Below are 25,723 nucleotides of genomic sequence, written 5' to 3'. Positions count from 1 at the left end.
TATACTTGATGTTAAAACTAACAAAAGCCCGCATCCTTGCGGGCTTTTTATTATTTCATGGTATTGAGTTTTTGATTACTTGCTGCTCCTATACCAACTACAAAGAGTAACACCGAAGCCCCAAGAAGAATGAAAAGTGGCAGGTTCCAACTATTTGTTGCATCGTGCAGATATCCTATAAGGGCTGGACCGATTGCGGCAAGAAGATATCCGATCGATTGGGCCATGCCAGATAGTTCCGCTGCTTGATGCGCATTTTCAGTGCGTAACCCGAAAAACATCATGGCCAAACTAAAGGCGAAACCTCCACCAATTCCGAGTATGACGATCCACAACAGAATGACATTAGAACTATTCACCTCAATAAAAAAACTATATAGCTAGTATATTGTTTATCTAGATTCTTTTCCATTCTGGTTCAATAGAACGTGATGAGATTTTCTTGATAAAATTGTATTAAAAGGATAAAATGACGAGCATCAAACGGTTTTATCCGAAGAATGGTAGCTTATGAAAGGTGGTTTAGCAATGAAGATTCTCATCGTTGGCTATTTTAGCGAGACCTCGAAATCAAATATTGCAAGGAGTTTTCCGCAAGACTGGAACGTTCTAATTGTTCCGCCAGGAAAAGAAATGCTGCATCATATTGAAGATTGCCAGGTAATCATTCCTGAACATATTAAAGTGGACCACAGCCTGCTTTCTAACGCAAAAAAATTAAAATTGGTACAGACGGGTGCCGGATTTGATAATGTGGATGTCCCTGCCTGTACACAGCTCGGCATTTGGGTGGCTAATGCTGCAGGAGTGAATGCACAGGCAGTGGCAGAGCACGTCATGGCACTGATATTGTCTTATTATAAAAACATACCGTTTCTTGATACTTTCATGAAAAACAAGATGGATGAAAATCAATTGGACTATACAGGGAGTGAATTAAAGGGCAAAACGATTGGGATTATCGGTTTGGGTGCTATTGGAAAAAAAGTAGCTGCGTTTTGCAGGGTCTTTGATATGAATGTGCTGGCTTATGCGAGAAATGCCATTGCACAATCGGACGATTTGGTGAAAATGGTGGATTTCGATACTCTTGTAAGCACATCGGACATAGTCAGTGTACATGTACCCTTGAATCAGCATACCAAACAGCTGATCAACAAAGCGACATTCAAAAAAATGAAGAATACATCTCTTTTTATCAATACAGCCCGCGGAGGCATTGTCAACGAAAGAGACTTGATTGATGCATTAAAAAACGGGGATATTTCAGGCGCATGCCTGGATGTGTTTGAATCTGAACCGCTTCCTATTGATAGTGAGCTCCGGAATCTGGGTAATGTGATACTTACTCCCCATACAGCAGGAATGCCTGATGGTCGGAAATTTCATAAAACAAGATATGATTTCTTTATAAAGAATATAAAACGTGTAGAAAATGGTGAGGAGCCTGAAAGCAAGCTCAATCAGTTATGATATTTTGGTGCAGGGGTACCTTTCCCCTGCCCGTTTTGCACAGCAATTTACCGGAAAATCCGTAGAGTAAGTGACCACATTCTTGACAAAGGTCCATCATACAGATTGATTCGAACTGTCCCACTATTTATGATTTTGCTTAAGTTGGTATTCAAGTTCATGAAGTTTGATCTATTATTGCCAACGGTTAAATCGGTACCAAGTGTTAATATCTTCTCTATGGATTTCCCGCTCGGGTCAATGACTTCCATAATGAGTTTATGGTCAGTAGAACCTGTCTCATAAACTCCATTCCTTAAGAGATCATAATAAATAACGATATTAAGCATATCTTTCCCTGCGTTAAGCGTTCCCTCACCTCTCGTAATGTTGAGCTGTTAATACTCGTTATCTGGTGTTTTGTAGTAAGAAACTAATTGTGACTGCTTGGATTACCGTTTCTCCTGGTTGGTCATTTCCAGTTCCGTGTACATTAGATTGGACTTTGCGTCATGGTAAATGGTGGTCAAGCGTTCACGGACTTAGGTCTGCATTTTTTCAATGCCTAATGATACAGAAAAAACCTCAGCCGGGTTAACCGAGATGAGGTTCTTTTAACTTTCTAGCAGGTCTCTCACGTATGCTTTATTTAATAACTTCAACCTTTTTTTCCCCTGCTGACTTCGCTACTTCTAACGTTGTTGTACCTTGAATAGCGACTATCACGCCAGTAGCCAACATAGAAACGATTAAAGCTGCACTGAGTGCTGTGGACATTTTCTTCTTGACCATAATCATACCTCCTATATTTATTATGTAATAAGCGGCTCAAGACGATGACGAGCCGAGGGTGACTAATCAATTACAATATTTCATTTTTTTATTGAGTAATTCACCTAATGATTGTAGTATAACGTACTGACAATGATTGTAAAACAATTTATTCACATTTTGGAGTCTCATCCCATCGTCTCCACCTTACAGCAGTTCAAAATGAAGTTGAGTCTCAGTTAACTCCGTATTCCCTTTCCACTGATTTGCACCGTATCCCAATTCCAGAACCGCAGCAATGCGCTCGTTACTCAGTACACCAAACATTTCAGTACGGCTCGGGTCGTACATCCAGTCATGCAAGGTACAGCGCACACCCAGACTTTGCTCATGAGCCAGCAAGCGGAAATTCTGAATTAGGCAGCAGACAGCTGCAAAGTCCTCTTCCCGCTTATATTGATCCGCCTCTTCCTTCACCAAGACCAGAAGATATGCAGGGGCAGGCTCCTGTAATCCCTGCATGATGTCCCCATACCGGTTATCAGCAAAGATAAATCGCCACGGCTCTCGGAGTCCATCATTTGGCGCCCATACGGCATGATTGAGCAACTCAAGGATTAGATCCTGCGATACCGGTCGATCCAAAAACTCACTTGGACTGTCCATGTCTCCTTCCAGATCTGACAATTTCATTTTTACATCCTCCTCTTCTATGTAGACTGTCCTCGCAATACGGTCCACTTCTGCTCGGCTGGTGTTCTTTTCCGACTTCTTGGCGCTTTGTCGTAATACCCTATATGAAGAATACCAACGAATCTTTCATCCTCACGTAAGCCAATTCCATTGAAGAACCCTTCGTGCTGAATCATGGACTCTGTATCCCATAACATTCCTAGACCTTGTTCCCAGCCCAGCAGTTGGAAGCTCTGCATCACCCCGCAGGCAGCCGCATAATTACGGTCATTGGTCAGACGATTCGATCCTACAGTCGACATAACAATGACGTGCGCAGGAATATCGGTAAATCTCTTTTTAAAAACATCCAGAAGTTTCCCTGGGATCAGCTTGCCGAGCTTGCTCTGGGACATCTGTTCCAGCATGTAGTCCACCAACCGTTTGCGTGCTTCTGGCGTTCCGGCATATACTACACGCCACGAGCCAGACTCAACAAATGGTTGAAGCCGTATAGCCTTACGCAGTAACTCTACAACTAACTCCTGGTCCACCGGCGTAGAGTTACATTTACGAATACTCCTGCGCTCCCTGATCAATTCCGCCAGACTCATATGCTTCACTCTCCTTCGTTCTATCTGGATTCAATATTTATACTGCTGTCTTGAAGAAATTGATGGATTACTTTTAGCTCCGTTTCCGAATATTTGTCGAGAGTACGATAGAAGCGCTCAGCCTCATGTATATGCAGACGTTCATGCAGTTCAAAGATTTTTTTGCCTTGCGGTGACAACCGGAAATAGCTCTCCTTTTTGTTGTCATTCATTTTCGTACGTTTGACGAATCCTTCCTCCAGCAATTTGTTGCCAATTTTGGTGATACTTGCTTTGGACAAATTCATCGCCTCGGCAATACCCGTGTTGTTAATGGGCTCATGCTTGCCTATGCAATCTATCATATGAACCGCGGTCAAATGCTGAGGGATTTTCTCGATGCTTTCTCGCTGGGCGATACTTAGGAAATGCTCGATTTCTGTATCCTTGTGGTTCTCATACACATGTAAAAAACGGATAAATTGTTCATAAAGTAACTGTTTTGTTCGATCTTTTGAGATCATTCTTTGATCGCTCCTTATTTACTTGTAAACAAAAATATTATTTAATAAATAGGGTTATTCTAAATAAATTCTTATATTTAGTTTACTGGTTAACAATATATCATGAATGATAATGCTTATCAACTACATTCTCTGGCATTACAACATTACTCTATAATCCAGGACAGAGACCTGCCTTGAACGGATTATCTTTTAACCTGCTCGTTAGTTAAACAAAAGCAGCCGATCACGCTGATCGGCTGCTTTCTTAACTTGGGTTATTGGACTCAGTATCGTTCTCTCTACTTAAATTATACCGTTATTTTTTATGTTTTTATAGACTGTTTTTTTTGAAATTCCTACACTATACTGCTAAATACAAAACTAAAAAAGAGGTGGATCAGTATGGATGACAAAAAAGTGATCATAGACCAAGGTCCTTTTTTTCATGGTACAAAAACAGAACTGCAAATTGGTGATTTATTAGAACCACAATTTTTATCAAATTACCAAGAGAAAAATTCTAACCATATATACTTTACTGCAACATTAAATGCTGCCAAATGGGGTGCTGAATTGGCAAGATCTAATGCAAAAGAAAGAATCTACATTGTAGAACCATTAGGAGATTTTGAAAGTGATCCAAACGTAACTGATAAAAAGTTTCCTGGAAATCCAACACGTTCATATCGATCTAAATCTCCACTTAAAATAATAGCTGAATTAGCTTCATGGGAAAGACACTCCGAAGAAGAGATTAATCACATGATTACATCTTTGAGAAAACTAAGTGAAGAAGGAAAAAATATAATATATGATTGATTTATCGTTTCCTGTCACTTTAAATTAACTTTTTCTCTATATCAAAAAGCTTAGAAATGCGGGGAAATAGACGAAAAGCATTGCCATAAGCGATCGCCTTCGCGTTTTCTTCGCTGATCTGCTGTGCTTCATGGAATACCGACTCCCGCTGTATCCGAAGGACGCTGTCCGCTGGCCAAGGTATGTCCGCTCCGAACAGAATCCGATCAGGCGCAATCAACTTTTGGATCGAGCCGAGGTTCAACGTGGAATCATAATAAAGGTGGTCCAGTTTGGCTATTTCAGCTTGAAATTGTTCCGGTGTTGTTTCAACCTGAATTGAATCTTGCCCGATGGCGGCAAGCGCAATTCTCCATTTGATAAACGGCACCATGCCCCCTGTATGAGGAAGAATGAACGTAATGGATGGATATTGGTCGAAAATGCGATGAACAGCCATCGTAGTGACGGCCCGCGTTGTATCGAAGGTGCCCTCAAGCAGCGCAGGACTAAGTCCAGCGATTTTTTGCGGTATGAGGATGGGATGCAGAAACACAACAGCACTGCGTCGATCCAATTCGGTTAACAATTCGGTGTAATCCGGATGGCTTAAATATTTCCCCTGATAACTTGTCAGCATTGCAACACCATCCATCCCGAGAACATCAAGTGCATACAAGGTTTCTTCCATGGCTGCTGCGGGATCCGGGAGTGGAAGCGTTGCAAACGCACCATACCGCTCAGGATGAAGTTGAGCATACGATGCGAGCTCTTCATTCATTTTACGTGCCAATGTGTTGGCAGAAGATTGGTCGATGAACGTCAGGTCTGACGGGGCTGAAAGGAATGAAAACGAGATGTCACCTACATCCATTTTTTGCATCCCGATCTCGGGCGTCCACTTCGGCATAAAACTTGGAATCTCCATTCCCAGCTCCCGCTGCTTTCGTTGCATTTCTTTAGAGATGATATGGTGGTGAACATCAATGACAGGATTAAACATGCGTGATCAGCTCCTTCTATTTATTTTCAAGCCATTGGTTTAACTGGTTTTGCTTTTCAGTCAATATTTTCTCTACGCCTGCATTCTTTAGTTTGTCGAGATAAGCGCCTAGTTCTGACGGATCAAAAGTTCCTGTCTGAAAGCCTGCATCATACTGATTTTGGACGTTGGCCACCGAGGTAATTTGTGTTTTAACCGGATTGATGTCGAAGCTGAAACCCATCGCCCTTGATTTTACGGCACTCTCGTTTTCGCCCCTCAACTGCTCCCACATGTCAGGATCGTTCCCTTCCCATATATAGGACAGGAAATTGTTCCCCACGGCATATTGGTTCGAATCGTATCCTGTTGCAGTGACACCTTCCGGCTTGCCGATCAGGTCATTATCCTGCTTAACATAATGCTTGCCCTCAATTCCATTGGTAAACAGATTAATGACTGCTTCGTCCGAGTAAAACAGTTCCAATACTTGAATCGCCTTATTCGGCTGCTCACTGTTCCTTGCCAAAGACATCATGTTCGAAGCTACGCTATTTCGCGTCATATACGAATCCTCAAGGGGGACGCATACAAGTTCAGTCCCAGCCGCAAGTGATTCCGAGTAACACTCATTGATATTCCGGATATACGAGAAGGCTTTGCCTGCCTTGATCAGATTGGACCCCGTTTCCTGTGACGTTGCGACGTCTTTGCTGAAATAACCTTTTTGATACCAATCACGCATCAGGTCAGCCATTGTGGAGAACCGCGAAGTCGCAAAAAGATTCTGCACGGTGAAGTCCTCCCCGCCAAAATCCAGTACGCCAGGTGCTGTTCCCAATGGATCAAAATTCAGCATGGCTTGTCCGGGTGTTTCCTGAGAGGTATAGCTGACAATCGGCGTGACACCCGGCTCATTGTCCTTGATAAGTTGCAATACAGCAGAGATATCATTCCAGGTTTTTATGGAGTTAAGGTCAATATCATGCTTATCGGCAAGCTCTTTATCCATCACAAAACTGGGAGAAAGTGCCCAAGCTTTAATACTGGGAACGCCATATGTTTCGCCATTCATCTTCCCGGCTTCTGCGGCTTCCTCCGGAACAGCCTCCAGTATCTTTTTGCCAAATTCAATCAACGATTCGTCCATGGGCAGTAACTGCCCCCTGCCGATTTGGGATTCAAGGCCGAACCAAACGCTGGTATACACCAGATCCAGTTTCTCGCTGCCCGCCAGCATCAAGTTCATTTGATTGGCATAGTTCGATCCATTAACAGGCAAGAGCTTCACGGTGGCGCCTACCTTTTCCGCTGTAATATCACTGATGGCTTCCTGAATTTCCTTAACATCTGTTACATCCCCAAAAGCCGGATACGTCATGACCACTTCATACATGTCTGTTGCTGAAGCTTTCCCAGGTTCAGCTCCCTCCTTACTATCTGGATTTCCGCATGCCGTCAACAATAGAGGGGCCGCACAAATTAAGGACATTACCCTCAAGAAACCCGCAGGCAATCTTTTTCTGAACATCTTCATTCACTCCCCATGTTTGCTTTTGGATGAGACCTCTTGGATACGAAGCATGACTAACCTTTTACGGCACCAATGGTCAATCCCTTGACGAAGAACTTCTGGAAAAACGGATACGCTGCGATCAGCGGCAACACGCCGATTACGGCAATAGCCATTCTCACACTGCCGAGAGGTACGGAAGAGACAACCGCCGTCTGGCCAGACAAACTGTTTTGCTGCAAGTACTGGACATCAGACAACATTCGATTAAGCAGGTTTTGAATGCTGTAGAGGCTTCCGTCATTGATGAAGATCAGACCGTTAAACCAATCGTTCCAATACGAGATCATGAGCATCAGACCAATGGTTGCCAGGCTTGGGAGAGCAAGCGGGAGAACGATTTTGCAATAAATAACCCATTCGTTGGCTCCGTCCACATAGGCTGACTCCACGACTTCGCCGGGAATTGATGTGGAAAAGAAACTGCGCATCAACAAAATGTAGAACCCGTTGGTCAGTAAATTCGGGATGATTAGCGACCAGATGGTATCTTTCAAATGGAAGAGGTCCGTATAAACCAGGTACATGGGCACCAGCCCCCCATTGAAAAGCAGGGTGAAAAATACGAAGAATGACAGGAACGAACGAAATGGAAGCACATTTCTGGATAGCGGATAAGCGACCAGGGTTGTGATCAGCAATCCAACGATCGTGCCCACGACCGTGATGAACGTCGTAATTCCATACGACCGCAGAATCAACGAATATTGATTAAACAGATACACATAAGCATCGAAGCTGAATTGAGCTGGTAACAAACGATAACCATCCCTGATAATGGCTTGTTCCTCGGTTAGAGAAGCGGATATCAGAAGTATAAACGGAAACACTGCAGCGATTCCCATCATGATGAGCACGAGGTGAACAGCCATTTGATATATCCTATTTGAATACATGTTGTCCTCCCCCTTAGCTAAAACAGCGCCAAATCCCGGTTTTTGCGACGAACGATCGCATTGGTCGTTAATACTAACAGAAAACCGACAATGGACTGGTATAGTCCGGCAGCGGATGACATTCCAAAATCCCCAAAAGTCATCAATCCACGATAAACGTATGTGTCAATGACATCGGTAGTCGTTTGCAGTGCACCCGAATTCAGCGGAACCTGATAGAACAATCCGAAATCGGAATTGAAGATGCGTCCCACTGCAAGAAGCACCATAATGACCATCGTGGGTTTAAGCAGAGGAAGGGTAATGCTCCAGACTTGCCTCCACTTGGATGCTCCGTCCAGCGTAGCGGATTCATAATATTCTTGGCTGATGCCTACGATTGAGGCCAGATAAACAATGCATGTATAACCGACGTTTTTCCACAGATATACGACACTTAATATAAAGGGCCATTTACCGGAATCCGCATACCACGACACGGGGTCAATCCCCAGCAAAGGAAGCACGTAATGGTTGACGAATCCGTTTTCCTCGTTGAGCAATGCCAGAACCAAGTAAGCGACAATGACCATTGAGATCAGATAGGGCAGCAAAATGATGCTTTGGTACAGTCGGGAGGCGAATCGCTTCTTTACCTCGTTTAACAATACAGCCACAGCTATGGAGAGCACTGTTCCAAGCACGATAAATGCGCCGTTGTAGAGTAACGTGTTACGGGTAATCACCCAAGCATCCTGCGTTTGGAACAGGTAGGCGAAATTATCGAAGCCTACCCAGTCACTTCCCCAGATTCCTTTTGCAAAATTGATATCTTTGAACGCAATTACAATGCCGAACATGGGCAAGTAATTGTTGATGAACAGATAGACGATGCCTGGTAAAATCATGACCAATAACAGCCCATGCTTTCTAATGTTTTGGATGCGGTTTGCATGGAAACCTCGACGCATGTCTCTCTCCCCCTGTTCGTAACAATGATGTTTGTTTTGTGTAACTCCTCCAATATCCCTCCTATTCTATTAATGTCAGTTTATGTGACTTAAAATTGTTCTTATATGAATAATACGATGTAAATAAGCCTCAGTCATTGGTGTGATTCACTAAAAAAAATGATTTCATTTGGATTGTTACACCAAAAGAAAAGCCTATCTCAATTTAAATGTAATGTTTTATGACATGCACTGCATTAAGCAACGTTTTATACGTCATGTGATCAGCCTTTTCATGCCAAAAAGCAACGCACCTGAAAAAGGATGCGCTGCTTCATGTATATTAAAGATTGTTACGAATGGATGGCTGCCATCTGTCTGCTGTTCGGAAACATTCGACCACCAACAAGCACACCACCCGAAAATACAGCTTCGCGTGGAGGTGCTGCAGCCAACGCATGCATCGCATTTATGGCATTTACCAACGAGAAAGTGCCTCTTTCACCTACTTTTGGAGTTAATGGCGCATTGGAAATAAGCTTGTACGTTTCTAACAGCCAGAAGTCTTCCACCCAACCGGATGCTTCAGCGAGACGTGACCCACGGGAGAGCATATCGCCATTTCCGAATGGGCTCCACGAATCCAAAATGTTATCGGAACCGATATGCACGGACACGCCCGTTTCCATCAACAGTTTGATGGGGGGCATAGGCCTGTCAATGGGCACACTCGTCATGATGGCTACGCCGGTCGCACACAACCTTTCTGCGAGTGAGCGCACCTCCGTTTCCCCAACCTGGCCCAAACAATAGGCATGGCTTACCGCGGTACGGCCGGACATACCGGCTTCTTCTGTCAGTTCGGCGAAGCGGCTGATCGTGTATATTCCGAGATGACTCGGGTCATGCAGATGCAAGTCGATGCCCGCAGAGAATTCTGTCGCAAGTTCAAACATGGTTTCCAGACTGGCATCCACCCGGCGGTCCAGTCCGGCCGGATCCACACCACCAACATAGTCAGATCCAGCACGAAGCGCTTGCCGCATGACGGAAACGGAGTCAGATCGAAGCAGGCCTTGCTGGGGGAACGCCACAATTTCCATATCGATGCGTCCCTGGTACATCTCACGTACTTCCAAGATCTCCTCCAGATGAGAGAGGCCAATTTGCGGATCCACGTCAACGTGTGTGCGGATTGCCGTTGTACCTTGGGCAAGCATTAAATCCAACAATCGTTTCGCACGTTCTCCCGCCCCGGTCGGTAGTTCTCCCAACATGCTTTTCTCAAATTCCAACTGGCCGGGCAGTGTGACAAAAGGCTGCAAAGACTTCCACGGCTCCCCAATAAAATGCTTGTCCAGATGGGTATGCATATCTGCCATTGGTGGTACATAGTGGAGCCCGTCCGCGTCAATGACGGTTGTCGCCCTACCGGCAATATTTACAGATGTGAGATCCGCATCCGTTCCGGCAGACTCAATGCTGACAATAAGTCCAGTTGCTTGATTAATCGTTAGATCAAACAGGTTTTCCGACCATTTGACATTTTTTACTAGTGTTAACCCTTTCTCCATGACTCCATCCCCTTACATCATAATCAAATTGTTTCGATATCTTCCGACGACTACGGTAATTCCAAAGGTTTTGAGTCAGTATAAGCTACCTGTAATCCCGATTTCCAAACCGTGCGGGCCTCGGGTTTATTAAGCAGAACTTCCCTTTCCGACCGCTCTCGGAACAATACCATATCAGCCGGAGCGCCGACCCTAATGCCATAATTATCAATGCCTAACGCCTGTGCCGCGTTATGCGTCAGCATGTTGGTCAAGATGAGCGCATCCCGTTTGCTACCCATGTACGAAGTAATCGCCAATAGCCAGGCAGCCTCAATCGGGTCTGCCTTGCCAAACGGCGTGAATGGGTTGCGCACATTATTGACGCCAATTGCCACATTCACTCCACAATCCTGCAGCAGTTTCACGGGAGTGAGACCTCTATGATGTCCTTCTGGGCCTTCTCTTCCATTCAAAAAGAGGTCCGTCATCGGCAACGTAATGACGCTTATCCCGGCATGACACAGAAGTTCTCCGATAACCAAAGCTTCGTGTTCAGGGAGGGAACCGAGCGAGGTTACATGTCCGGCCGCTACATGCCCCTGCATTCCTGCAGCAATTGTCCTTTTTGCAATTTCCACAACGGCACGGTCGTTGGAATCGACCGAAAAATCCGCGTGAAAATCCAGCGGTTTTCCGTACTTCCCTGCCAGACCAAATGCAAAATCCAAGTGCTCCCCCAGGTCTGCATCCTGATACGTGATTCCTCCAATCACATCGGCTCCCATACGAATGGCCTCTTCCATCAGCTCAGCAGTCCCCGGACTCTTATACACCCCTTCTTGCGGAAAGGCAACTACCTGTAAATCCAGTTGATGTTTTAAGGATTGTTTGAGACGAAGAGCAGATTCGACAGCTCTGAGTCCAAGAACCGGATCAACCTCTGCATGGCAACGCATATGGGTTACACCATTCCTGACGGCTTCTCGAATGACAACCAGCGAGCGCCGGTACATGTCCTCCCTCGTGAACGAACTTTTCAGTTTGGATGTTATCCGAATTGCGTCCTGGAGAGACTCCGCCTCCCGATCCATGGAATTCAGCAAATATGCTTTTTCCAAATGAATATGCGGCTCGACGAATCCGGGCAGCAATAAGCCCCCTTTGCCTTGCACTACACGAGACGCTTCGGTTTTCCTTTCCCCGCATGGCGTGACAAATGCAATCTTGCCTGAGGATATCCCGACATCCATTCGCCTTTCATCCCCGGAAATAACCGTATCCGTGATAAGTAGATCAATCATTACATCCTCCGTTCATGTACGCTTTTATTACACGCAAGAAACACTTTAAGCATAATTCACTCCTTCTGAGAAATCATTGGATGAAAAGGATAAAAATAATTAGCAATCTTGGATGATCAAACCAAAGATATTTACTCCACATGATCGTAGTGTTATATTACTTAACAATAAAATAACTTGTTCCAGAAAGGGATGGGTCGATGTGCTGCTGACAGATTTGCTGAAAAACGGCATTTACGATGATGCCAGAGTGATTACGGGGCATAAGGGTCTAATACGTGAGGTTCAAACGGTCAACATTATGGACTGTCCGGATATCATTCGGTTTCTAAGGCCAAACGAGCTCTTGTTGACCAACGGCTTTTTCATGAAGCAGCAACCAGAGATGTTTATTCATCTAATCAGGGACATGCAACGGCTTCATTGCTCGGGTTTGGCCATCAAAACCAAGCGCTTTGAATTGCCGATCCCTGATGAAATACTTTGGGAAGCGGATCAGAACGAATTTCCCATCATCGAAATTTCCGATGTCCGTCTATCCCTCGGCGAAATTTTGCAGCGATCGACCAGTGTGATTCTGAATAACAAGAGCGACGAACTGCAATATGCACTCAGCATCCACAAAAAATTCTCCGAGATGATCATGCGTGGCAAAGGAATTTCCAGCATTATCGATTCCCTGTCCAAACTGTTCTCATCCCCAGTCATCCTGTTAAACTACAAATGGCAAACCATCTCCGCTTCCAGCCAGAATACAAGTATTGCTGAACTCACTGCAGCCGCTGTAAATACACTTCAAGACTTGTCCGATATTTCCAGTCCCACTTCGTTGTGCTTCATCAACACATCAGTCCGAGAGCGTTGCTGCATGCTAGTATATCCAGTAAAAACTTACCGCCACGAAGGCTATTTGTTATCCTTTCATTCGCCGGATCAATGGACTGGCCTTTTTGGTCTGACGCTAGAGCAGGCCTCCAACGTCATTGGGATGGAGCTGACCAAATCACAGGCTGTCAAAGAGCGCTCCCGCAGGCACAAAAACGAATTCTTTTCCGATCTGATTGAGGGATATATCACTTCTGAGCAGGAGGCGCTGAACCGCGGCAAAAGATGTGGGCTTATCAAGGGGCGTGCAAGCGTCGTGCTGACCATGCGTAATGACGAGGTGAATCACATGTATCAAAGATTTCCTAATTACGAAGGTTCGGTGCCTCCAAAAGGAGATAATGTCACGGAGCAAGAGGAGCAATACGAGCACATCAAACGTCTTTTTGGTGGGTTAGATCATTCCTTCGTCATGTTTACCAAACATGATACCTACTGTCTTCTGTTATCTATCCCTGAGTCGGGGTGGGATGAGGCGAAAATCACCGAGCAACTGTCAGGAATGCTTAAAGAACTTCATCATGAGACTGGACTGAGTCTGTCTATCGGCATTGGCAAACCTGCAACAAATGTACTCGGCGTTCGTCATTCTTATACAGAAGCGGTTAATGCATTGCAATTCGGCTACTGGTTAAAACGCAAGCGATTCGTCCAATCTTACCAAGCCAAGGACATCGGATATTTATTCCACATGCTTCCCCACAACGAACTGAAACAATTTTACGACGCGACCTTAAACGGCCTGCTGCACATTGCAGACGAACATGAAAGAAAAGAGTTGCTGCGCACCTTGAACGCTTTTTACGATACACAATGCCAGCTTGTCGAAACATCCAAGCAACTTTTCGTTCATCGAAATACGGTAGTGTATCGACTGGAAAAGTGTGAAAAACTCTTGGGTGTGAAACTCAAAGATCCAACTGAAAGCTTACGAATCCGCATCGCGATAGCCATCGAACCTTTGCTACTTCAATAAGACGAAGTGAGAAATCGTCTAGTAAGGCTCTATTCCCACACAAAGTTATTCCGAGCGTTTAATCTACCTTACATCACCGGAACAAAAGTAATGTTATCAGCAATATGAGCACGGTACTCAGTAGAGCGGCCTTGTCCGTTCTGCAGGAACATGGGGAGTATAATCGCGAGCGACAGGCCATCAGCATACTCGACGCATCATAAGCAGGCTGACATTGTAAATCCAATATTCGCCGTATATTTCAATTTTCGAAAAACCTATTTGTTTTAGCGACTCATCAAATTCTTCTTGAGTTCGGAACTTTAGCTGCATTTTTTCAATACATCATGATAATATAAAAAACCTCAGCTGAGTTATCCGAGCTGAGGTTAAAAAATTAAATATTTTGTGTTTTCTTTATTTGATTCTGTTGAATACTTGAGTCGCATCTAGCATCTTCATTTAATAACTTCAACCTTTTTATCCCCTGCTGATTTCGCTACCTCTAACGTTGTGTTACCTTGGATAGCGACTATCACGCCAGTAGCCAGCATAGAAACGATTAAAGCTGCGCTGAGGGCTGTGGAAGTTTTCTTCTTCACCATAACCATACCTCCGATATCGTTTGCTTAGACTTACTGATAAATTAAAATATTTAACTTTTTTGATGGGTAATCCACCTGGTGATTGTATTATAACGTACTGACAATGATTGTAAAAGGTTTTTCCTTGTGCAGCTAAGTTAGCGGCTTGGAATTTGCGCAGTGTTTAGCTTTTTGACCATTCGATATGAGGGTAAGTCTACCAAGGCAATTATTTAAAATCTTGCATTAAATCATCGATGACTGTTTTTACAGTTCTAATCTCTTTAATTGGTGTGATTCCTGTGCCAACAGTGACATAGCCATCGTCCGTATTACCTTCTAGCATTCCGATACGCATTCCAATTGATCCACGCATCAATTTTGCTGTTTCTTCACGACTGGCACCTTGTTTATCCATTTCGACTAGTTTATTCGCCAATTTAGTAGGTAAAGAACGATAGTATGCTGGTAAAGTACGAAACATTTGTAGGTCTTCTGCTGTGGCATCAACAATCATTTGCTTTACATTTTGAGCTGCCGGATTTTCTTTTGTCGGAATAAAGACACTGCCAGCAAACACACCTTCAGCACCTAAAGCAAATGCGGCACGCACTCCTCTAACGTCTCCAATACCACCAGCTGCCATTACAGGAATATTTATAGCATCAACAATCATTGGAACAATCGAAAATGTTCCAATAACTCGTTCTGGAACCGTACCACCTTCATCAAATCCAGTCGCTACATAAACATCTATTCCAAATTTTTCTGCAGCTTTTGCATTTTCAATAGTAGGCGTAAGGGGTCTATAAACAATTTTAATATTGTTTTCTTTTAATGGTTTAAAGATCCTTTCATCCAGTGTATCATTCACCAGAACAACAGGAACTTTCTCGTCAATAACTGTTTCTATAAGTGGCCATGTGTAAGCTAAATCACGATTCACGATCACTGGAATTCCAAATGGCTTATTCGTTAAAGATTTTGTTTTTTGTATTTCAGTTCTCATTCTTTCCGTACTTATTTCGGGTGAGCGAGTTATATCAACCTGACCGGCATTTGGACCTAGAAATCCTAATCCACCCGCATTGCTTATTGCTGCAACAAATTCGGCATTAGTAACCCAAGACATTGGTCCTTGTATAATTGGCTTTTTAATATCTAATATTTCACATACTCTGTTAGTCATTTTATTTGTTTTCCCCTTGTTAAATGAATTTTACATTATTACTTCGTATAATTATTTTCTGGGTAAGGTAAACTTAAATTTCCCCGAAGTGTGTCGTCCTCATATTCCTTACGGAATATGCCTCTATCTTGCAAGATAGGAACAACCAATTGGATAAAGTCCTTAAATCCTGCAGGATGATCTTGTCTAATCAGCAAGATATCCATGACGCCTTCTCGATACCAATGTTCAATTTGTTCGGCAACCTGCTCTGCCGATCCTATCAATCCAGGTTTCGGCATTCGATAACCTTTAGGCATCCATGATTCAATTTCCCTTAGCTTTTCAAGGGCTTCTTTTTCCGTTCTACCAACGATCGGGTTATGAGAAGGCATCATCAACAGGTCATATGGTGAACGCCCTTGATTTTGAACTTTACGTTTAAGTTCATTAGTAAATGCCTTGAGATATTCCAAATCATGTCCAGGTGCCATGATGACTTCGGCATGCTGTGCAGCAATATCCATGAACTCCGGTGAAGTGCCCGCTTGAAAGACCACTGGTCTTCCTTGCCTCGATCGACTGATGTTTAAGGGTCCCTCCACGGAAAAGTAATTCCCGGTATAATCTAGTGGATGCATTTTACGCGGGTCATAAAATACTCCACGTTCCTTATCACGTATAAAGGCATCATCTTCATACGAGTCCCAAAGTCCTTCAACAATCTCCAAAAACTCTTTTTTCATGGGATAAAGATCTGCTTTCTTCAGATGGGACCGACTGTAATTGGCTAACCCTCCAGGATTGGAGGTGATTGCATTCCACCCTGCTCTGCCCTTGCTAATCTTATCAAGGGAAGCAATTTGCCTAGCAACCGTAAAGGGATCAGCATATGAAGTCGCTATCGTAGCGGTTAAACCAATAGAATGAGTTACCATACTCAATGCAGATAAAATGGATACACCCTCAAACATGCTTAGATAGTGCGGGATCATGCCAGGTCCGATATGACTTACGTCTGCTAAAAAGATGAGATCGAACTTCCCCTGTTCAAGTTGTATAGCTTTCTGTACGTAATACTCAATATTTTCACTGGCATCTGCTGGAATATGTGGATGTCTCCAACCCGTGTAATTCCATCCCACGCCATCAATAATTCCTCCTAGTTTAAGCTTTCTTTCTTCCATAATTGAATGATCTCCTTTTCACGAGTTCACTTACTTTCCTTGTAGAACACCTAATTCCTTAGCCAATAATTTATGCCCTTTCTTCCGACTCTCTTGATTTGGATAGAAGTCAGCAATCTGTTACTCCTTGCCCTCTTAAGTTTATTATTTAGCTTGCTAACTATAGGAGTGAAAATATTTGGTTGTGAGCCAATCTTAAGCGTAATCGTTTCGTTTGCAAAGAGGGCAATTTAAATGAACATAGTACATCTTTTTGTACGTATAGATTGGGAGTGGTTTGAAGATTACACCCTATTTCTAATAATGAGTCTGTCTTTCAAACCCAAAAGACCATCCTTTTTTGGATGGCCGTGTGTGTGCTTTGATACAAACCTCCAGTTGTCGTCCCCTTTGAGTCTATCCTAACCAATATAATTGGAATATCTATGAGATAAGTCATCATGGAATAAATTTTGATTATTTTGCTAATATCCACTTTTGTCGATCAAGTGATGGATTCAGTTCACTTAGGAAGAGTTCGGTCCCTTCTGCCGATACTTCTAATGCTTTTTGATGATGAGCTGAAGTAATATGAACTGATCCGTCTTTGTTCTCGTGAAGGAGCCAACGCTGGTTGTTATACCCTAAGTAATGATATAGCTGAAGTTTGTTTTGCCCTATATCCAGATCAAGCGTCTGACCGGCCGTAGTACGAATTGAATACGAACCTGCTTTGTCGCCTGTCGGAACAAATACCCACTTCTGGACGGAAGCTGCACTTGCATCTTGCAAGGTAACCGGCTCCCCGTTGACAAGGTTAGCTGTGTAAATGGATTTCTGTGTTGCGGCATTTATAAGGCTGGACTTGGTGATGTTTGCGGGTTCGCTGTTGCTCACATTGACGTTCTGATAAGATGCGGAGCCGCCAAATACATGGAGTCCAAAGTGCCCTTCTGCAAAAGTACCATCCATGATATCTATGACTTTTTGACTGTTCACATGAACGACAATATGCGGACCATTCGCTTCTATTTTCACCTTATACGTATGACCTGGCTGAATGAAAGTTGGTACTTTTGCAAGTACCTGCCGTTCTTCAAATCCTCCATTGATTTTGTAGAACAGACGGATTGCTTTCATGTTAGGGTCCAGATTCAGATAATAACCACTGCGACCATCCTCGCTAGCCCTGAACAAAATAGAACCTGCCCCTCCTGTTTCACCAAGTATCATGTCTGCTTCATACGTAAAATTCCCAGCTTTCTCTTTGGCAATATAATTCGCATCGCTAAAATATTTACCACGAATTCCATGTTCACTAACTAACCATGAAGCAGCAGACAGATCTTTAGTCCATCCACTCAGGTTTGTCCGGAACTCGCCGCCTGTGACTTTAACGAGCACACTAGTGGAAGTTTTACCATTCGGAGTAGATACAGTGATCGTGGAATCCCCTTCTTTTTTTGCCTTAATAACTGCGTGTGAGTTGTCTACCAAGTCTATGGTTATTACGTCGTGATTACTGGAATTCCACTTAAGCGGTTGAACGCCTAGACCTTGGCCATACTCGACCATCGCCTGCAGTGTATCCGACTCTCCTACCCCCAGTTCCCGAACCCTCGTATCCATCTTTATTTGGGCTTTTGAAGGAGTGTCCTCATTCCAGACAGATTGAAGTTGATGCACTTTCAAGGAAACAACGTTCACATTCCCACCTTTCACGTAAAAACTCATCGCTCTACTGGCGGGATCCGGAAATATAACATCTGAAAAGACGACTTTGCCGTCGTTACCAAAGGCCTCAACAGAAGACTCATCCACAAGAATACGCATCTTAATCCGATTATTCTCCATGTGCGTAGGCGCTTCATGTTTCTTACTGAAAAGGTTAGAAAAATCCGTTTCACCGGATGCAGTTCGGTCCACAAACATATGACTATCGCTTGCCTTATAACCCACGACCGTCTTCTGATCTGCACCCTCACGAATGTTAAAGCCAAACTCGGTCACTGTGCTGGCTTCAGGGATTTCAATTTCAGCTTCAATTTCGTAGGCACCTGAAATAATACCTTTTAGCAGATTCCCGGAAGAAGGACTAACCGACTTGTTGGAAGCAGAATACAAAGGTTTACGCAGTGATTCCAATTCTTTGATTGGACTTTGCGCCATCCGAATTCCATCTTTGGTTGTTACCAATGATACTTCTCTCGGAATGGTTAGTTCACCTTTCCAATTGGACGTTGGGAAAGCGAACGGATAGTCCCAATTCGTCATCCACGCCATCATCACTGTGCGATGATCAGGCATGTTAGCGAAAGACATCGAAGCGTAAAATTCTTTACCAAAATCTGTTCTTAACACCTTACCCGCCGGATTATCGTTCACGAATTTACCATCAGCTGTTAAATGACCGATAAAATACTCAGCATCTGATCCGCCTGTTTTGGGATTCGCTCCTGTACTGATCATCATAACCCACTTCTTCTGTGACGTTCCGTCTACCGGAAGCTGGAACAAATCAGGACATTCCCATACTCCACCGCGGACGTAATCCCCATATCCCCAATTATCTGTCAATTTCCAGTCAAGTAAATTCGTTGACGTATAGAAACGAATATGATCACCTCCGGACACAACCATAACCCATCGGTTATTCTCATCATCACGGATCACTTTCGGATCGCGGAAATCCCAATTCCCAACTTCATTTCCGCTCTTACCTGGGTTCTCGATCACAATCGGGTGTTCCTTCGAATACTCCCAAGTACGACCTTGGTCTTTACTGTAAGCCAGACCTATACGCTGGTTTCCATTCGGGCTATCCGGATTAAAGGAAGTATAATATGCAATAAGGCCCTTGCCTCCTGAATCTCCGAATAAACCAGATGCATTTGTCATATCCGCAACAGCCGACCCAGACCAGACATGTCCGTGATCATTCCAGGGAAGTGCAATCGGAAGCCGTTTCCAGTTCAGCATATCTTTACTTACAGCATGCGCCCATGTTCCTCCATCCTGATGAAAGAGATGATATTCTCCTTCGAAGTAGACAAGTCCATTCGGATCACTCGCTGAACCACGTATTGGCGTGTAATGATATTGTGGACGATATATCTCATTGTAATATTGGCTCAGTTCCGTCACATAAGTATCCTGGAAGTAAGCCGTCCCCTTTTTTACGACGATTCCGGTACTTCCACTCCTGTAGGTTGAATCTTTCACGTTAATCGCGGCCGTAGCGTATCCGTCCAGGAAGACCTGAATTCGATCTCCCTTTGCCTTGATTTCCACATGATGTTTGGCTCCCATCTGACTCGGATAAGTGCGTTGCGAACTTGCAATTACGGTTCCTTTTGTATTCGTCAAACTTACACGGACCTGATCTCCTTCCTTCGTAAGAGTAGCTTCATATCCTTCAGCTCCATCGGTTGAAGATCGAAATGCGAGAGCTGCAATAGAATCAGGACGAAGGGTAATATTCCCTTCATAGACCATATCCGTCGCATTTTTATTATAGATTTGCTGTGCTTTGTTCTCCTGTTCTACCGTCCCTCTTTTTCCGTTGATATCAGGCTGCCATTTTCCCTTGTTAGAAAGCGCCGTACCCAAATTACCTTTCAGATCGCTCACCACGATGTTCGAAAACAAGGCGGATCCATCCCATACATGGAGTCCAAGCTTTCCGCTTTGATACGAAATGTCTTGAACATCAATTAATGGTTTATATTGATTGCCCCAATATACTTTTAGTGAGGAACCCACTGCCTTCACTTTGAGATGATAGATTTGCCCCATTTCAACAGAAACTTTACGCTCCTCCTTTAATTTCCCATCTCCATTTCTTGCATCTCTTAACCGAATCAGACCTGCGTCCGGAACGATTTGCAGCATGTACGAGCTAAAGCCATCCTCATTAGAACGAAACAACAATGTGGCGTCTGCCTTCGTATCCCTGATCATGACATCAGCTTCATAGATAAAATCATCGGACACAGTCTCTGAGATGGCCATTACATTTTCTTTAGGCTGCGAAGTCAGCAAGATTCCTTCTGAAGTATCCTCTAATTCACCTTTTCCTTTCACTTGCCAGCCTATCAGATTGGTGTTTAATTTGGATGCGCTTTCAAAAATATCAAGCTCCTCCTTTGCTTGTTTATTTGTTTCCTGATCAGCGAGCACAGCATTAGCCGCAAATGATTTAGATGTAAAAATACCGTTTGAAGTCAGAGCCAATCCCGTTGCCATCAGAAGACATATTGCGAATTTAGATTTATCTTTCATTCCTTACCCTCTTTTCTATTGGAATCGTAAAGTCTGTTCAAATTTAATTGGTTTTGGACACCGAGTTCAGTTCGGTTGCCCAAAACCAGCAGTACCATTATGGCGAATCAAGCCATTGCTATATTTTAAACACTCTGATTTTCCCAAATGCTTACGAGATCATTGATTTGAAGCGATATGACCTTTAGTTCTCCGCCAATGGCATAGAGTTCCAGTCCTCTACTTCCCAAGTCGGGGAAAATTGTGTCTGAAATGATAGTTGTCCCATTGTTGCCAAAGATCTCTACACTTGACCAATCAACATAGATACTCAACTGTATCCGTTTATGCTCAGGTTTCATGGGGGCCATATGTTTCGCGGCAAAATCGGGATGAAAATCAACAGTGTTCGACTTCGTCCGATCGACAAACAACTCTTCATTCAAAACATTATATCCGATGACTGTCTCCTGGTTGGAAGAGGAAGATTTTCGCACCTTGAACCCAAATTCTATTGCGTCACCAATTTCGAATTCCGCAATAATTTCCATTTTTGCAGCAGAAACAGCAGACAAAACGTTCATATCTGGTTTAATCGTAATGTCTTGTAGAGACAGAATTGATCTTCTAAGTTGATTTAACTCAGTTATGGGTGCTTGAATTAAGCGAAGTCCTTCCGAGTACGTCCTAAGCTGAATCTCTCGTGGGATTGACATATGGCCACGCCATTCTTTAGAAGGAAGAGTGGAAGCATAACGCCAATTATTCATCCAGCCGACCCAAATCTTTCGTCCATCCTCATTCGGGATACCATCCCAGGTCACGGCCGCGTAAAAGTCAGATCCGTAATCTATCCATTGGATTGTATCTAATGATTCCAATGTTTCATCTAGTGTAAAAACCTTACCATCAAATTGACCTATAAAATACATCATGCCAGAACCGCCTGCGGGTGGTTCTGAATCGTTTGGATTTACGCCATTTCTATCTCCGACACTTAGTGTCAGAATCCATTTAGTGGTATTAGGGTCCTCATCCACTTGGATTTTAAAAACATCAGGACATTCAAATATTCCACGATGGATGCCCTTAATATCAGAACCGAAACCGCTTGCAAAAGACCAATCCTTAAGATTCGAAGATGTGTAAAATTCTACACGGTCGCTTACGGCAAGAACCATTACCCAGTTTGAAGATTCTTCATGCCAGAATACCTTTGGGTCTCGAAAGTCTAGCGTTTCAGTGGGGAATAAAACAGGGTTACCTTCATATTTTGTCCAGGTTCGACCTTTGTCCTTGCTGTAGGCGATGCTTTGAACCTGCGGTTTACCGGGCTGAGCGCTGTTGCCATCATTAGTATAAATTGCAACCAATCCTGATCCTGCTTCGTTGAAGAATCCGCTTGTATTGTTCTTATCAACTACCGCACTTCCCGAAAAGATCGCTCCATCTTCCCCAGGCGAGATGGCTGGTGGAAGTTCATCCCAATGTACTAAATCATTACTTACTGCGTGCCCCCAATGCATTCTGCCGAAGTCAGGCTGCGTATCATGAGGAGTATATTGGTAGAAAAGGTGATATTCTCCTTCGTAATAAACCATTCCGTTAGGATCGTTCATCCAATTTCCCTTAGGTGAATAATGTAATTGCGGTCTGTATTCATTTTTATAAATAAAGTTTTCAGGACCTTTGCTGATACTATTTTCACCTGATAGATGTATTTTTTTGATTTTATTCACGCTCCCTTAAGGCTATTTAAAATCTCAAAGAAGTAATATGCATTCCTTATTAACAAAATAAGCCACCTGTTTTCATTTGTCAAAGTATTTTTTGTATAAATGAACACTATTTTTTATGTATATATCTGTTTTAGTTTACATTTGCACAATTTATGATTGATTATAGAAAATAACAATTTTTTATTTAAGTTGATCTAATCATTTTTTTATTACTTTAAACCTAATGGTTTACAAATGTAAAAAGGTTACATCTAAACTTCTCTTTACTTGTTCAACAAAATATCGTTAGTATTAAACCCAATTTTACTGATAAAACAAAAAAAGCCGCTAAAATAGCGACTTCAATAGGAATATGATCTTGTCTCTTGACATGTTCTAAATAAATTAACGTCTCACTTATGCTTTAACAACTTCAACCTTTTTCTCTCCTGCTGACTTCGCTACTTCTAACGTTGTGTTACCTTCGATAGTGACTATTACGCCAGTAGCCAGCATAGAAACGATTAAAGCTGCGCTGAGGGCTGTGGAAATTTTCTTCTTAACCATAATCATACCTCCGATATCTATTTTGTTGTAATAAGCGGCTCAAAGAACTATGAAGAGCCGAGTGTAACAAGATATTACAATATTTCACTTTTTTGTTGGGGAATCTACCTGGTGATTGTATTATAACGTACTGCCAATCATTGTAAAAGGGTTTTTTCCTTGTGTTCAAAGATGTAAAGTATCTACATATTCAATAAACCTTTTCGCTGCTGGGGAAATATTATGATCATCTCTCCACTTTAATCCTATTTCCCAGTACCATCCTTCATCAATGATAGGGATCCAGACCAATTCATCTAACATCAACCCCAGCGTCTTAGGCAGCACTGATACACCTAGACCCGACTTTATAAAACCGGCTACAGTGATCAGGTCCTCCGCTTCATAGGCTGAAGCAAGAAAAAATCCGGTATGTTGGAACCGGGATATAATCGTTGCTTTTAATCCACAGTTGTTTTTCAATCCAATAAATGGCTCGCCAGACAGCTCTGCCAAACTAAGAGCGCTACAATCTGCATAACGATGTTGGGAGGGAACAACAATGTATAAAGGAACATTCTGAATAGTCTTCCAGTGATGATTATCCATAGTAGACTCCCTCGATGTAATCATAACATCCGAAAACCCTTGCTCCAGATGTTCATCAATATCTCCTAAGTTCCCTTGTGTCAATTCGAACCGAACTTTGGGATACTTCAATTGATAACTCCGGATTAGACTTGGGATCAATTCAACACCAAGAATGTTTAGATAAGACAACGTAATCACACCAGTATCCGGATTGGACCACTCTTCGATTTCTCTTAGACCATTTTCAATATTATGTAGGGCCCTACCAATCCATTTAGAGAACATAGTACCGTTTCGGTTCAGTTTTATATTTCGTCCATTTCGCTCAAATAAAGGAGCTCCTATTTCGTTTTCAAGCTTGGCAATTGCATGACTTAACGCTGGCTGAGTAATACCGAGTTTTTTGGAGGCTAAGGTCATATGTTCAAGCTGTGCAACGGTCATAAAGTATTCCAATTGTGTAAGTTCCATTAAAACAACCCTCCATATATTAATAATATTCATCATTTCTATTATTATAATAAATTGGACGTTATGAAAGTAGCAAGTGTAGTATTAGTTCTAGCTCCTCTCGAACAACACATTAAGGTTTAGAGACAGAGCAACTGCAAATTAATCATGGAATACCATCACTAGGAGGAATAGTTATGCATAAAGAATTTGAGTTCTCTGTATCAGAATTTAAAGGTAAAAGGGTGCTTGTAACCGGAGGAACAAAGGGAATGGGGCAAGCAGTTGTGAAAAGACTTGCAAACGGCGGAGCTACAGTTCTTACTACTGCCCGTTCCCTATCTGCTGACTTGCCAAATTCGGTCAAATTTGTTCAAGCAGATCTCGCCACACCTGAAGGTGTAGAGCAAATAATTACTGCAGTAAAAGAACAACTCGGAGGTATCGATATTATTGTCCATTGCGTAGGTGGATCAACGACACCACCAGGAGGCGCACTTGTATTGAGTGATGAGGATTGGCTTCATACATTAAATTGGAATTTACTCGCAGCAGTTCGACTTGATCGTGGCCTAATTCCACTTATGTTAGAAAATAATTCAGGTGTTATTCTTCATTTCACTTCCATCCAGAGACGTTTGCCTTTATATGAAACTACACTGGCTTATGCATCTGCCAAAGCCGCGCTGACTAATTATAGCAAGGGATTATCGAATGAATTTTCCCCTCAAGGAATTCGCATCAATACATTGTCTCCCGGATTTATTCAGACAGAAGCAGCTGACGCATTAATTGATCGGATCGCAACGGAAACCGGAAGTCGAGAAAGTGCGCTCGAACAACTTATGACTTCACTCGGAGGTATTCCAATTGGTCGGCCAGGATTTCCTGAAGAAGTCGCTGAACTGGTCGCATTTCTGGTCTCAGACCGAGCAGCATCTATTACAGGTAGTGAATATGTCATAGATGGGGGAACGATCCCTACCGTCTAAAAATTAATTAATAAAGGGAGAGAACAATATGGATCTCAATCATTTACCGTCTGTAATTGGCAAATACATTACTGCATCTAACAAGCCAGAACCGATAGTGTTTGTAGATTGTTTCTCAGAAAATGCCATCGTGTTGGATGAAGGAAGAAAGCGAAATGGCAAACAGGCGATTCGGGAATGGAGTGATCAAAACCATTTCGCGGCGAATGTAACGTTAAAGCCAACATTAGCAAAAAAAATAGGTGATGAAATTGTGCTAACATGCGAGCTGGATGGTACCTACGACAAGACTGGTCTACCCGATCCACTATTATTGAATTATCATTTTGTTATTGTTGACGATAAGATCATTAGACTTTCCATTTTCTAAAGATATCCA

The 25,723-nt window shown here is 43.0% G+C and carries 22 protein-coding genes and 1 pseudogene; 5 read left to right on the top strand and 18 right to left on the bottom strand.

What is annotated here, in order from left to right:
- Positions 1 to 50: 50 nt before the first annotated feature.
- Positions 51 to 353: pseudogene (locus MKY44_RS14680) on the bottom strand (MFS transporter); the annotation flags it as partial.
- 175 nt (positions 354 to 528) lie between these two features.
- Between MKY44_RS14680 and MKY44_RS14675 the strand changes: the two are divergent.
- Positions 529 to 1,473 carry an NAD(P)-dependent oxidoreductase gene (locus tag MKY44_RS14675; protein WP_341007649.1) on the top strand — a complete coding sequence of 315 codons (945 nt, stop codon included), beginning with the start codon at positions 529 to 531 and terminating at the stop codon, positions 1,471 to 1,473.
- 624 nt (positions 1,474 to 2,097) lie between these two features.
- On the opposite strand, the gene MKY44_RS14670 is transcribed toward MKY44_RS14675, so the two are convergent.
- From MKY44_RS14670 to MKY44_RS14655, 4 genes are all read right to left on the bottom strand, one after another.
- Complete coding sequence (locus tag MKY44_RS14670) at positions 2,098 to 2,244, bottom strand: hypothetical protein (RefSeq protein WP_164783312.1); 147 nt, start codon at positions 2,242 to 2,244, stop codon at positions 2,098 to 2,100.
- A 186-nt stretch (positions 2,245 to 2,430) separates the two neighbouring features.
- Positions 2,431 to 2,916 (bottom strand): nitroreductase family protein, encoded by a 486-nt coding sequence (locus MKY44_RS14665; protein WP_341007648.1) that lies wholly within the window; start codon positions 2,914 to 2,916, stop codon positions 2,431 to 2,433.
- Positions 2,917 to 2,933: 17 nt separating this feature from the next.
- The gene (locus MKY44_RS14660; protein ID WP_341007647.1) at positions 2,934 to 3,509 is read right to left on the bottom strand and encodes a nitroreductase family protein; all 576 of its coding nucleotides are present in this window, start codon (positions 3,507 to 3,509) and stop codon (positions 2,934 to 2,936) included.
- Positions 3,510 to 3,529: 20 nt separating this feature from the next.
- A complete protein-coding gene (locus MKY44_RS14655) occupies positions 3,530 to 4,012 on the bottom strand; it encodes a MarR family transcriptional regulator (RefSeq protein WP_341007646.1) in 483 nt (160 codons plus the stop codon).
- 384 nt (positions 4,013 to 4,396) lie between these two features.
- On the opposite strand from MKY44_RS14655, the gene arr reads away from it, so the two are divergent.
- A complete protein-coding gene (arr, locus tag MKY44_RS14650) occupies positions 4,397 to 4,813 on the top strand; it encodes an NAD(+)--rifampin ADP-ribosyltransferase (RefSeq protein WP_341007645.1) in 417 nt (138 codons plus the stop codon).
- Between the two features lie 19 nt (positions 4,814 to 4,832).
- Here arr and MKY44_RS14645 read toward each other — a convergent pair whose 3' ends face one another.
- The 6 genes from MKY44_RS14645 to MKY44_RS14620 form a co-directional block, all read right to left on the bottom strand.
- A complete protein-coding gene (locus tag MKY44_RS14645) occupies positions 4,833 to 5,795 on the bottom strand; it encodes an amidohydrolase family protein (protein ID WP_341007644.1) in 963 nt (320 codons plus the stop codon).
- A 16-nt stretch (positions 5,796 to 5,811) separates the two neighbouring features.
- Positions 5,812 to 7,305 carry an ABC transporter substrate-binding protein gene (locus tag MKY44_RS14640; protein WP_341007643.1) on the bottom strand — a complete coding sequence of 498 codons (1,494 nt, stop codon included), beginning with the start codon at positions 7,303 to 7,305 and terminating at the stop codon, positions 5,812 to 5,814.
- Positions 7,306 to 7,361: 56 nt separating this feature from the next.
- A complete protein-coding gene (locus tag MKY44_RS14635) occupies positions 7,362 to 8,243 on the bottom strand; it encodes a carbohydrate ABC transporter permease (RefSeq protein WP_338586959.1) in 882 nt (293 codons plus the stop codon).
- 17 nt (positions 8,244 to 8,260) lie between these two features.
- Positions 8,261 to 9,193 carry an ABC transporter permease gene (locus MKY44_RS14630; protein WP_036615375.1) on the bottom strand — a complete coding sequence of 311 codons (933 nt, stop codon included), beginning with the start codon at positions 9,191 to 9,193 and terminating at the stop codon, positions 8,261 to 8,263.
- Positions 9,194 to 9,525: 332 nt separating this feature from the next.
- Complete coding sequence (locus tag MKY44_RS14625) at positions 9,526 to 10,746, bottom strand: amidohydrolase family protein (RefSeq protein WP_341007642.1); 1,221 nt, start codon at positions 10,744 to 10,746, stop codon at positions 9,526 to 9,528.
- A 50-nt stretch (positions 10,747 to 10,796) separates the two neighbouring features.
- On the bottom strand, positions 10,797 to 12,029 hold the full coding sequence (locus MKY44_RS14620) for an amidohydrolase family protein (protein WP_341007641.1): 1,233 nt from the start codon (positions 12,027 to 12,029) through the stop codon (positions 10,797 to 10,799).
- 202 nt (positions 12,030 to 12,231) lie between these two features.
- Between MKY44_RS14620 and MKY44_RS14615 the strand changes: the two genes are divergently transcribed.
- Complete coding sequence (locus MKY44_RS14615) at positions 12,232 to 13,890, top strand: PucR family transcriptional regulator (RefSeq protein WP_341007640.1); 1,659 nt, start codon at positions 12,232 to 12,234, stop codon at positions 13,888 to 13,890.
- A 437-nt stretch (positions 13,891 to 14,327) separates the two neighbouring features.
- Here MKY44_RS14615 and MKY44_RS14610 read toward each other — a convergent pair whose 3' ends face one another.
- The 7 genes from MKY44_RS14610 to MKY44_RS14580 form a co-directional block, all read right to left on the bottom strand.
- On the bottom strand, positions 14,328 to 14,474 hold the full coding sequence (locus tag MKY44_RS14610) for a hypothetical protein (protein WP_165980179.1): 147 nt from the start codon (positions 14,472 to 14,474) through the stop codon (positions 14,328 to 14,330).
- Between the two features lie 208 nt (positions 14,475 to 14,682).
- Complete coding sequence (locus MKY44_RS14605; RefSeq protein ID WP_341007639.1) at positions 14,683 to 15,642, bottom strand: NAD(P)H-dependent flavin oxidoreductase; 960 nt, start codon at positions 15,640 to 15,642, stop codon at positions 14,683 to 14,685.
- 38 nt (positions 15,643 to 15,680) lie between these two features.
- Positions 15,681 to 16,808: an NtaA/DmoA family FMN-dependent monooxygenase gene (locus MKY44_RS14600; RefSeq protein ID WP_341007638.1), complete on the bottom strand. Its 1,128-nt coding sequence runs from the start codon at positions 16,806 to 16,808 to the stop codon at positions 15,681 to 15,683.
- 456 nt (positions 16,809 to 17,264) lie between these two features.
- Positions 17,265 to 21,068, bottom strand: coding sequence for a GH32 C-terminal domain-containing protein (locus MKY44_RS14595; protein ID WP_341007637.1), 3,804 nt, complete (start codon positions 21,066 to 21,068; stop codon positions 17,265 to 17,267).
- 125 nt (positions 21,069 to 21,193) lie between these two features.
- Complete coding sequence (locus MKY44_RS14590; RefSeq protein ID WP_341007636.1) at positions 21,194 to 22,786, bottom strand: glycoside hydrolase family 32 protein; 1,593 nt, start codon at positions 22,784 to 22,786, stop codon at positions 21,194 to 21,196.
- Between the two features lie 396 nt (positions 22,787 to 23,182).
- The gene (locus tag MKY44_RS14585; RefSeq protein ID WP_341007635.1) at positions 23,183 to 23,332 is read right to left on the bottom strand and encodes a hypothetical protein; all 150 of its coding nucleotides are present in this window, start codon (positions 23,330 to 23,332) and stop codon (positions 23,183 to 23,185) included.
- Positions 23,333 to 23,497: 165 nt separating this feature from the next.
- Entirely contained in the window at positions 23,498 to 24,373 is an 876-nt protein-coding gene (locus tag MKY44_RS14580; RefSeq protein WP_341007634.1) for a LysR family transcriptional regulator, read from the bottom strand.
- Between the two features lie 176 nt (positions 24,374 to 24,549).
- Between MKY44_RS14580 and MKY44_RS14575 the strand changes: the two genes are divergently transcribed.
- Complete coding sequence (locus tag MKY44_RS14575) at positions 24,550 to 25,344, top strand: SDR family oxidoreductase (RefSeq protein WP_076327495.1); 795 nt, start codon at positions 24,550 to 24,552, stop codon at positions 25,342 to 25,344.
- A 28-nt stretch (positions 25,345 to 25,372) separates the two neighbouring features.
- Positions 25,373 to 25,714, top strand: coding sequence for a nuclear transport factor 2 family protein (locus MKY44_RS14570; protein ID WP_076327496.1), 342 nt, complete (start codon positions 25,373 to 25,375; stop codon positions 25,712 to 25,714).
- The last annotated feature ends 9 nt before the right edge of the window (positions 25,715 to 25,723 follow it).

This window comes from Paenibacillus sp. FSL R7-0026 (assembly GCF_038004485.1).
GTDB lineage: Bacteria > Bacillota > Bacilli > Paenibacillales > Paenibacillaceae > Paenibacillus > Paenibacillus xylanexedens_A.
This window is presented reverse-complemented; position numbering and strand designations above follow the sequence as displayed.

Bases quoted from the DNA above. Each gene is read 5' to 3' on its own strand.
- MKY44_RS14580 (WP_341007634.1), bottom strand. From the start codon at position 24,373: ATGGAACTTACACAATTGGAATACTTTATGACCGTTGCACAGCTTGAA.
- MKY44_RS14635 (WP_338586959.1), bottom strand. From the start codon at position 8,243: ATGTATTCAAATAGGATATATCAAATGGCTGTTCACCTCGTGCTCATC.
- arr (WP_341007645.1), top strand. From the start codon at position 4,397: ATGGATGACAAAAAAGTGATCATAGACCAAGGTCCTTTTTTTCATGGT.
- MKY44_RS14575 (WP_076327495.1), top strand. From the start codon at position 24,550: ATGCATAAAGAATTTGAGTTCTCTGTATCAGAATTTAAAGGTAAAAGG.
- MKY44_RS14660 (WP_341007647.1), bottom strand. From the start codon at position 3,509: ATGAGTCTGGCGGAATTGATCAGGGAGCGCAGGAGTATTCGTAAATGT.
- MKY44_RS14620 (WP_341007641.1), bottom strand. From the start codon at position 12,029: ATGATTGATCTACTTATCACGGATACGGTTATTTCCGGGGATGAAAGG.
- MKY44_RS14605 (WP_341007639.1), bottom strand. From the start codon at position 15,642: ATGACTAACAGAGTATGTGAAATATTAGATATTAAAAAGCCAATTATA.
- MKY44_RS14600 (WP_341007638.1), bottom strand. From the start codon at position 16,808: ATGGAAGAAAGAAAGCTTAAACTAGGAGGAATTATTGATGGCGTGGGA.
- MKY44_RS14630 (WP_036615375.1), bottom strand. From the start codon at position 9,193: ATGCGTCGAGGTTTCCATGCAAACCGCATCCAAAACATTAGAAAGCAT.
- MKY44_RS14675 (WP_341007649.1), top strand. From the start codon at position 529: ATGAAGATTCTCATCGTTGGCTATTTTAGCGAGACCTCGAAATCAAAT.
- MKY44_RS14595 (WP_341007637.1), bottom strand. From the start codon at position 21,068: ATGAAAGATAAATCTAAATTCGCAATATGTCTTCTGATGGCAACGGGA.
- MKY44_RS14570 (WP_076327496.1), top strand. From the start codon at position 25,373: ATGGATCTCAATCATTTACCGTCTGTAATTGGCAAATACATTACTGCA.
- MKY44_RS14665 (WP_341007648.1), bottom strand. From the start codon at position 2,916: ATGAAATTGTCAGATCTGGAAGGAGACATGGACAGTCCAAGTGAGTTT.
- MKY44_RS14585 (WP_341007635.1), bottom strand. From the start codon at position 23,332: ATGGTTAAGAAGAAAATTTCCACAGCCCTCAGCGCAGCTTTAATCGTT.
- MKY44_RS14625 (WP_341007642.1), bottom strand. From the start codon at position 10,746: ATGGAGAAAGGGTTAACACTAGTAAAAAATGTCAAATGGTCGGAAAAC.
- MKY44_RS14645 (WP_341007644.1), bottom strand. From the start codon at position 5,795: ATGTTTAATCCTGTCATTGATGTTCACCACCATATCATCTCTAAAGAA.
- MKY44_RS14655 (WP_341007646.1), bottom strand. From the start codon at position 4,012: ATGATCTCAAAAGATCGAACAAAACAGTTACTTTATGAACAATTTATC.
- MKY44_RS14670 (WP_164783312.1), bottom strand. From the start codon at position 2,244: ATGGTCAAGAAGAAAATGTCCACAGCACTCAGTGCAGCTTTAATCGTT.
- MKY44_RS14610 (WP_165980179.1), bottom strand. From the start codon at position 14,474: ATGGTGAAGAAGAAAACTTCCACAGCCCTCAGCGCAGCTTTAATCGTT.
- MKY44_RS14640 (WP_341007643.1), bottom strand. From the start codon at position 7,305: ATGTTCAGAAAAAGATTGCCTGCGGGTTTCTTGAGGGTAATGTCCTTA.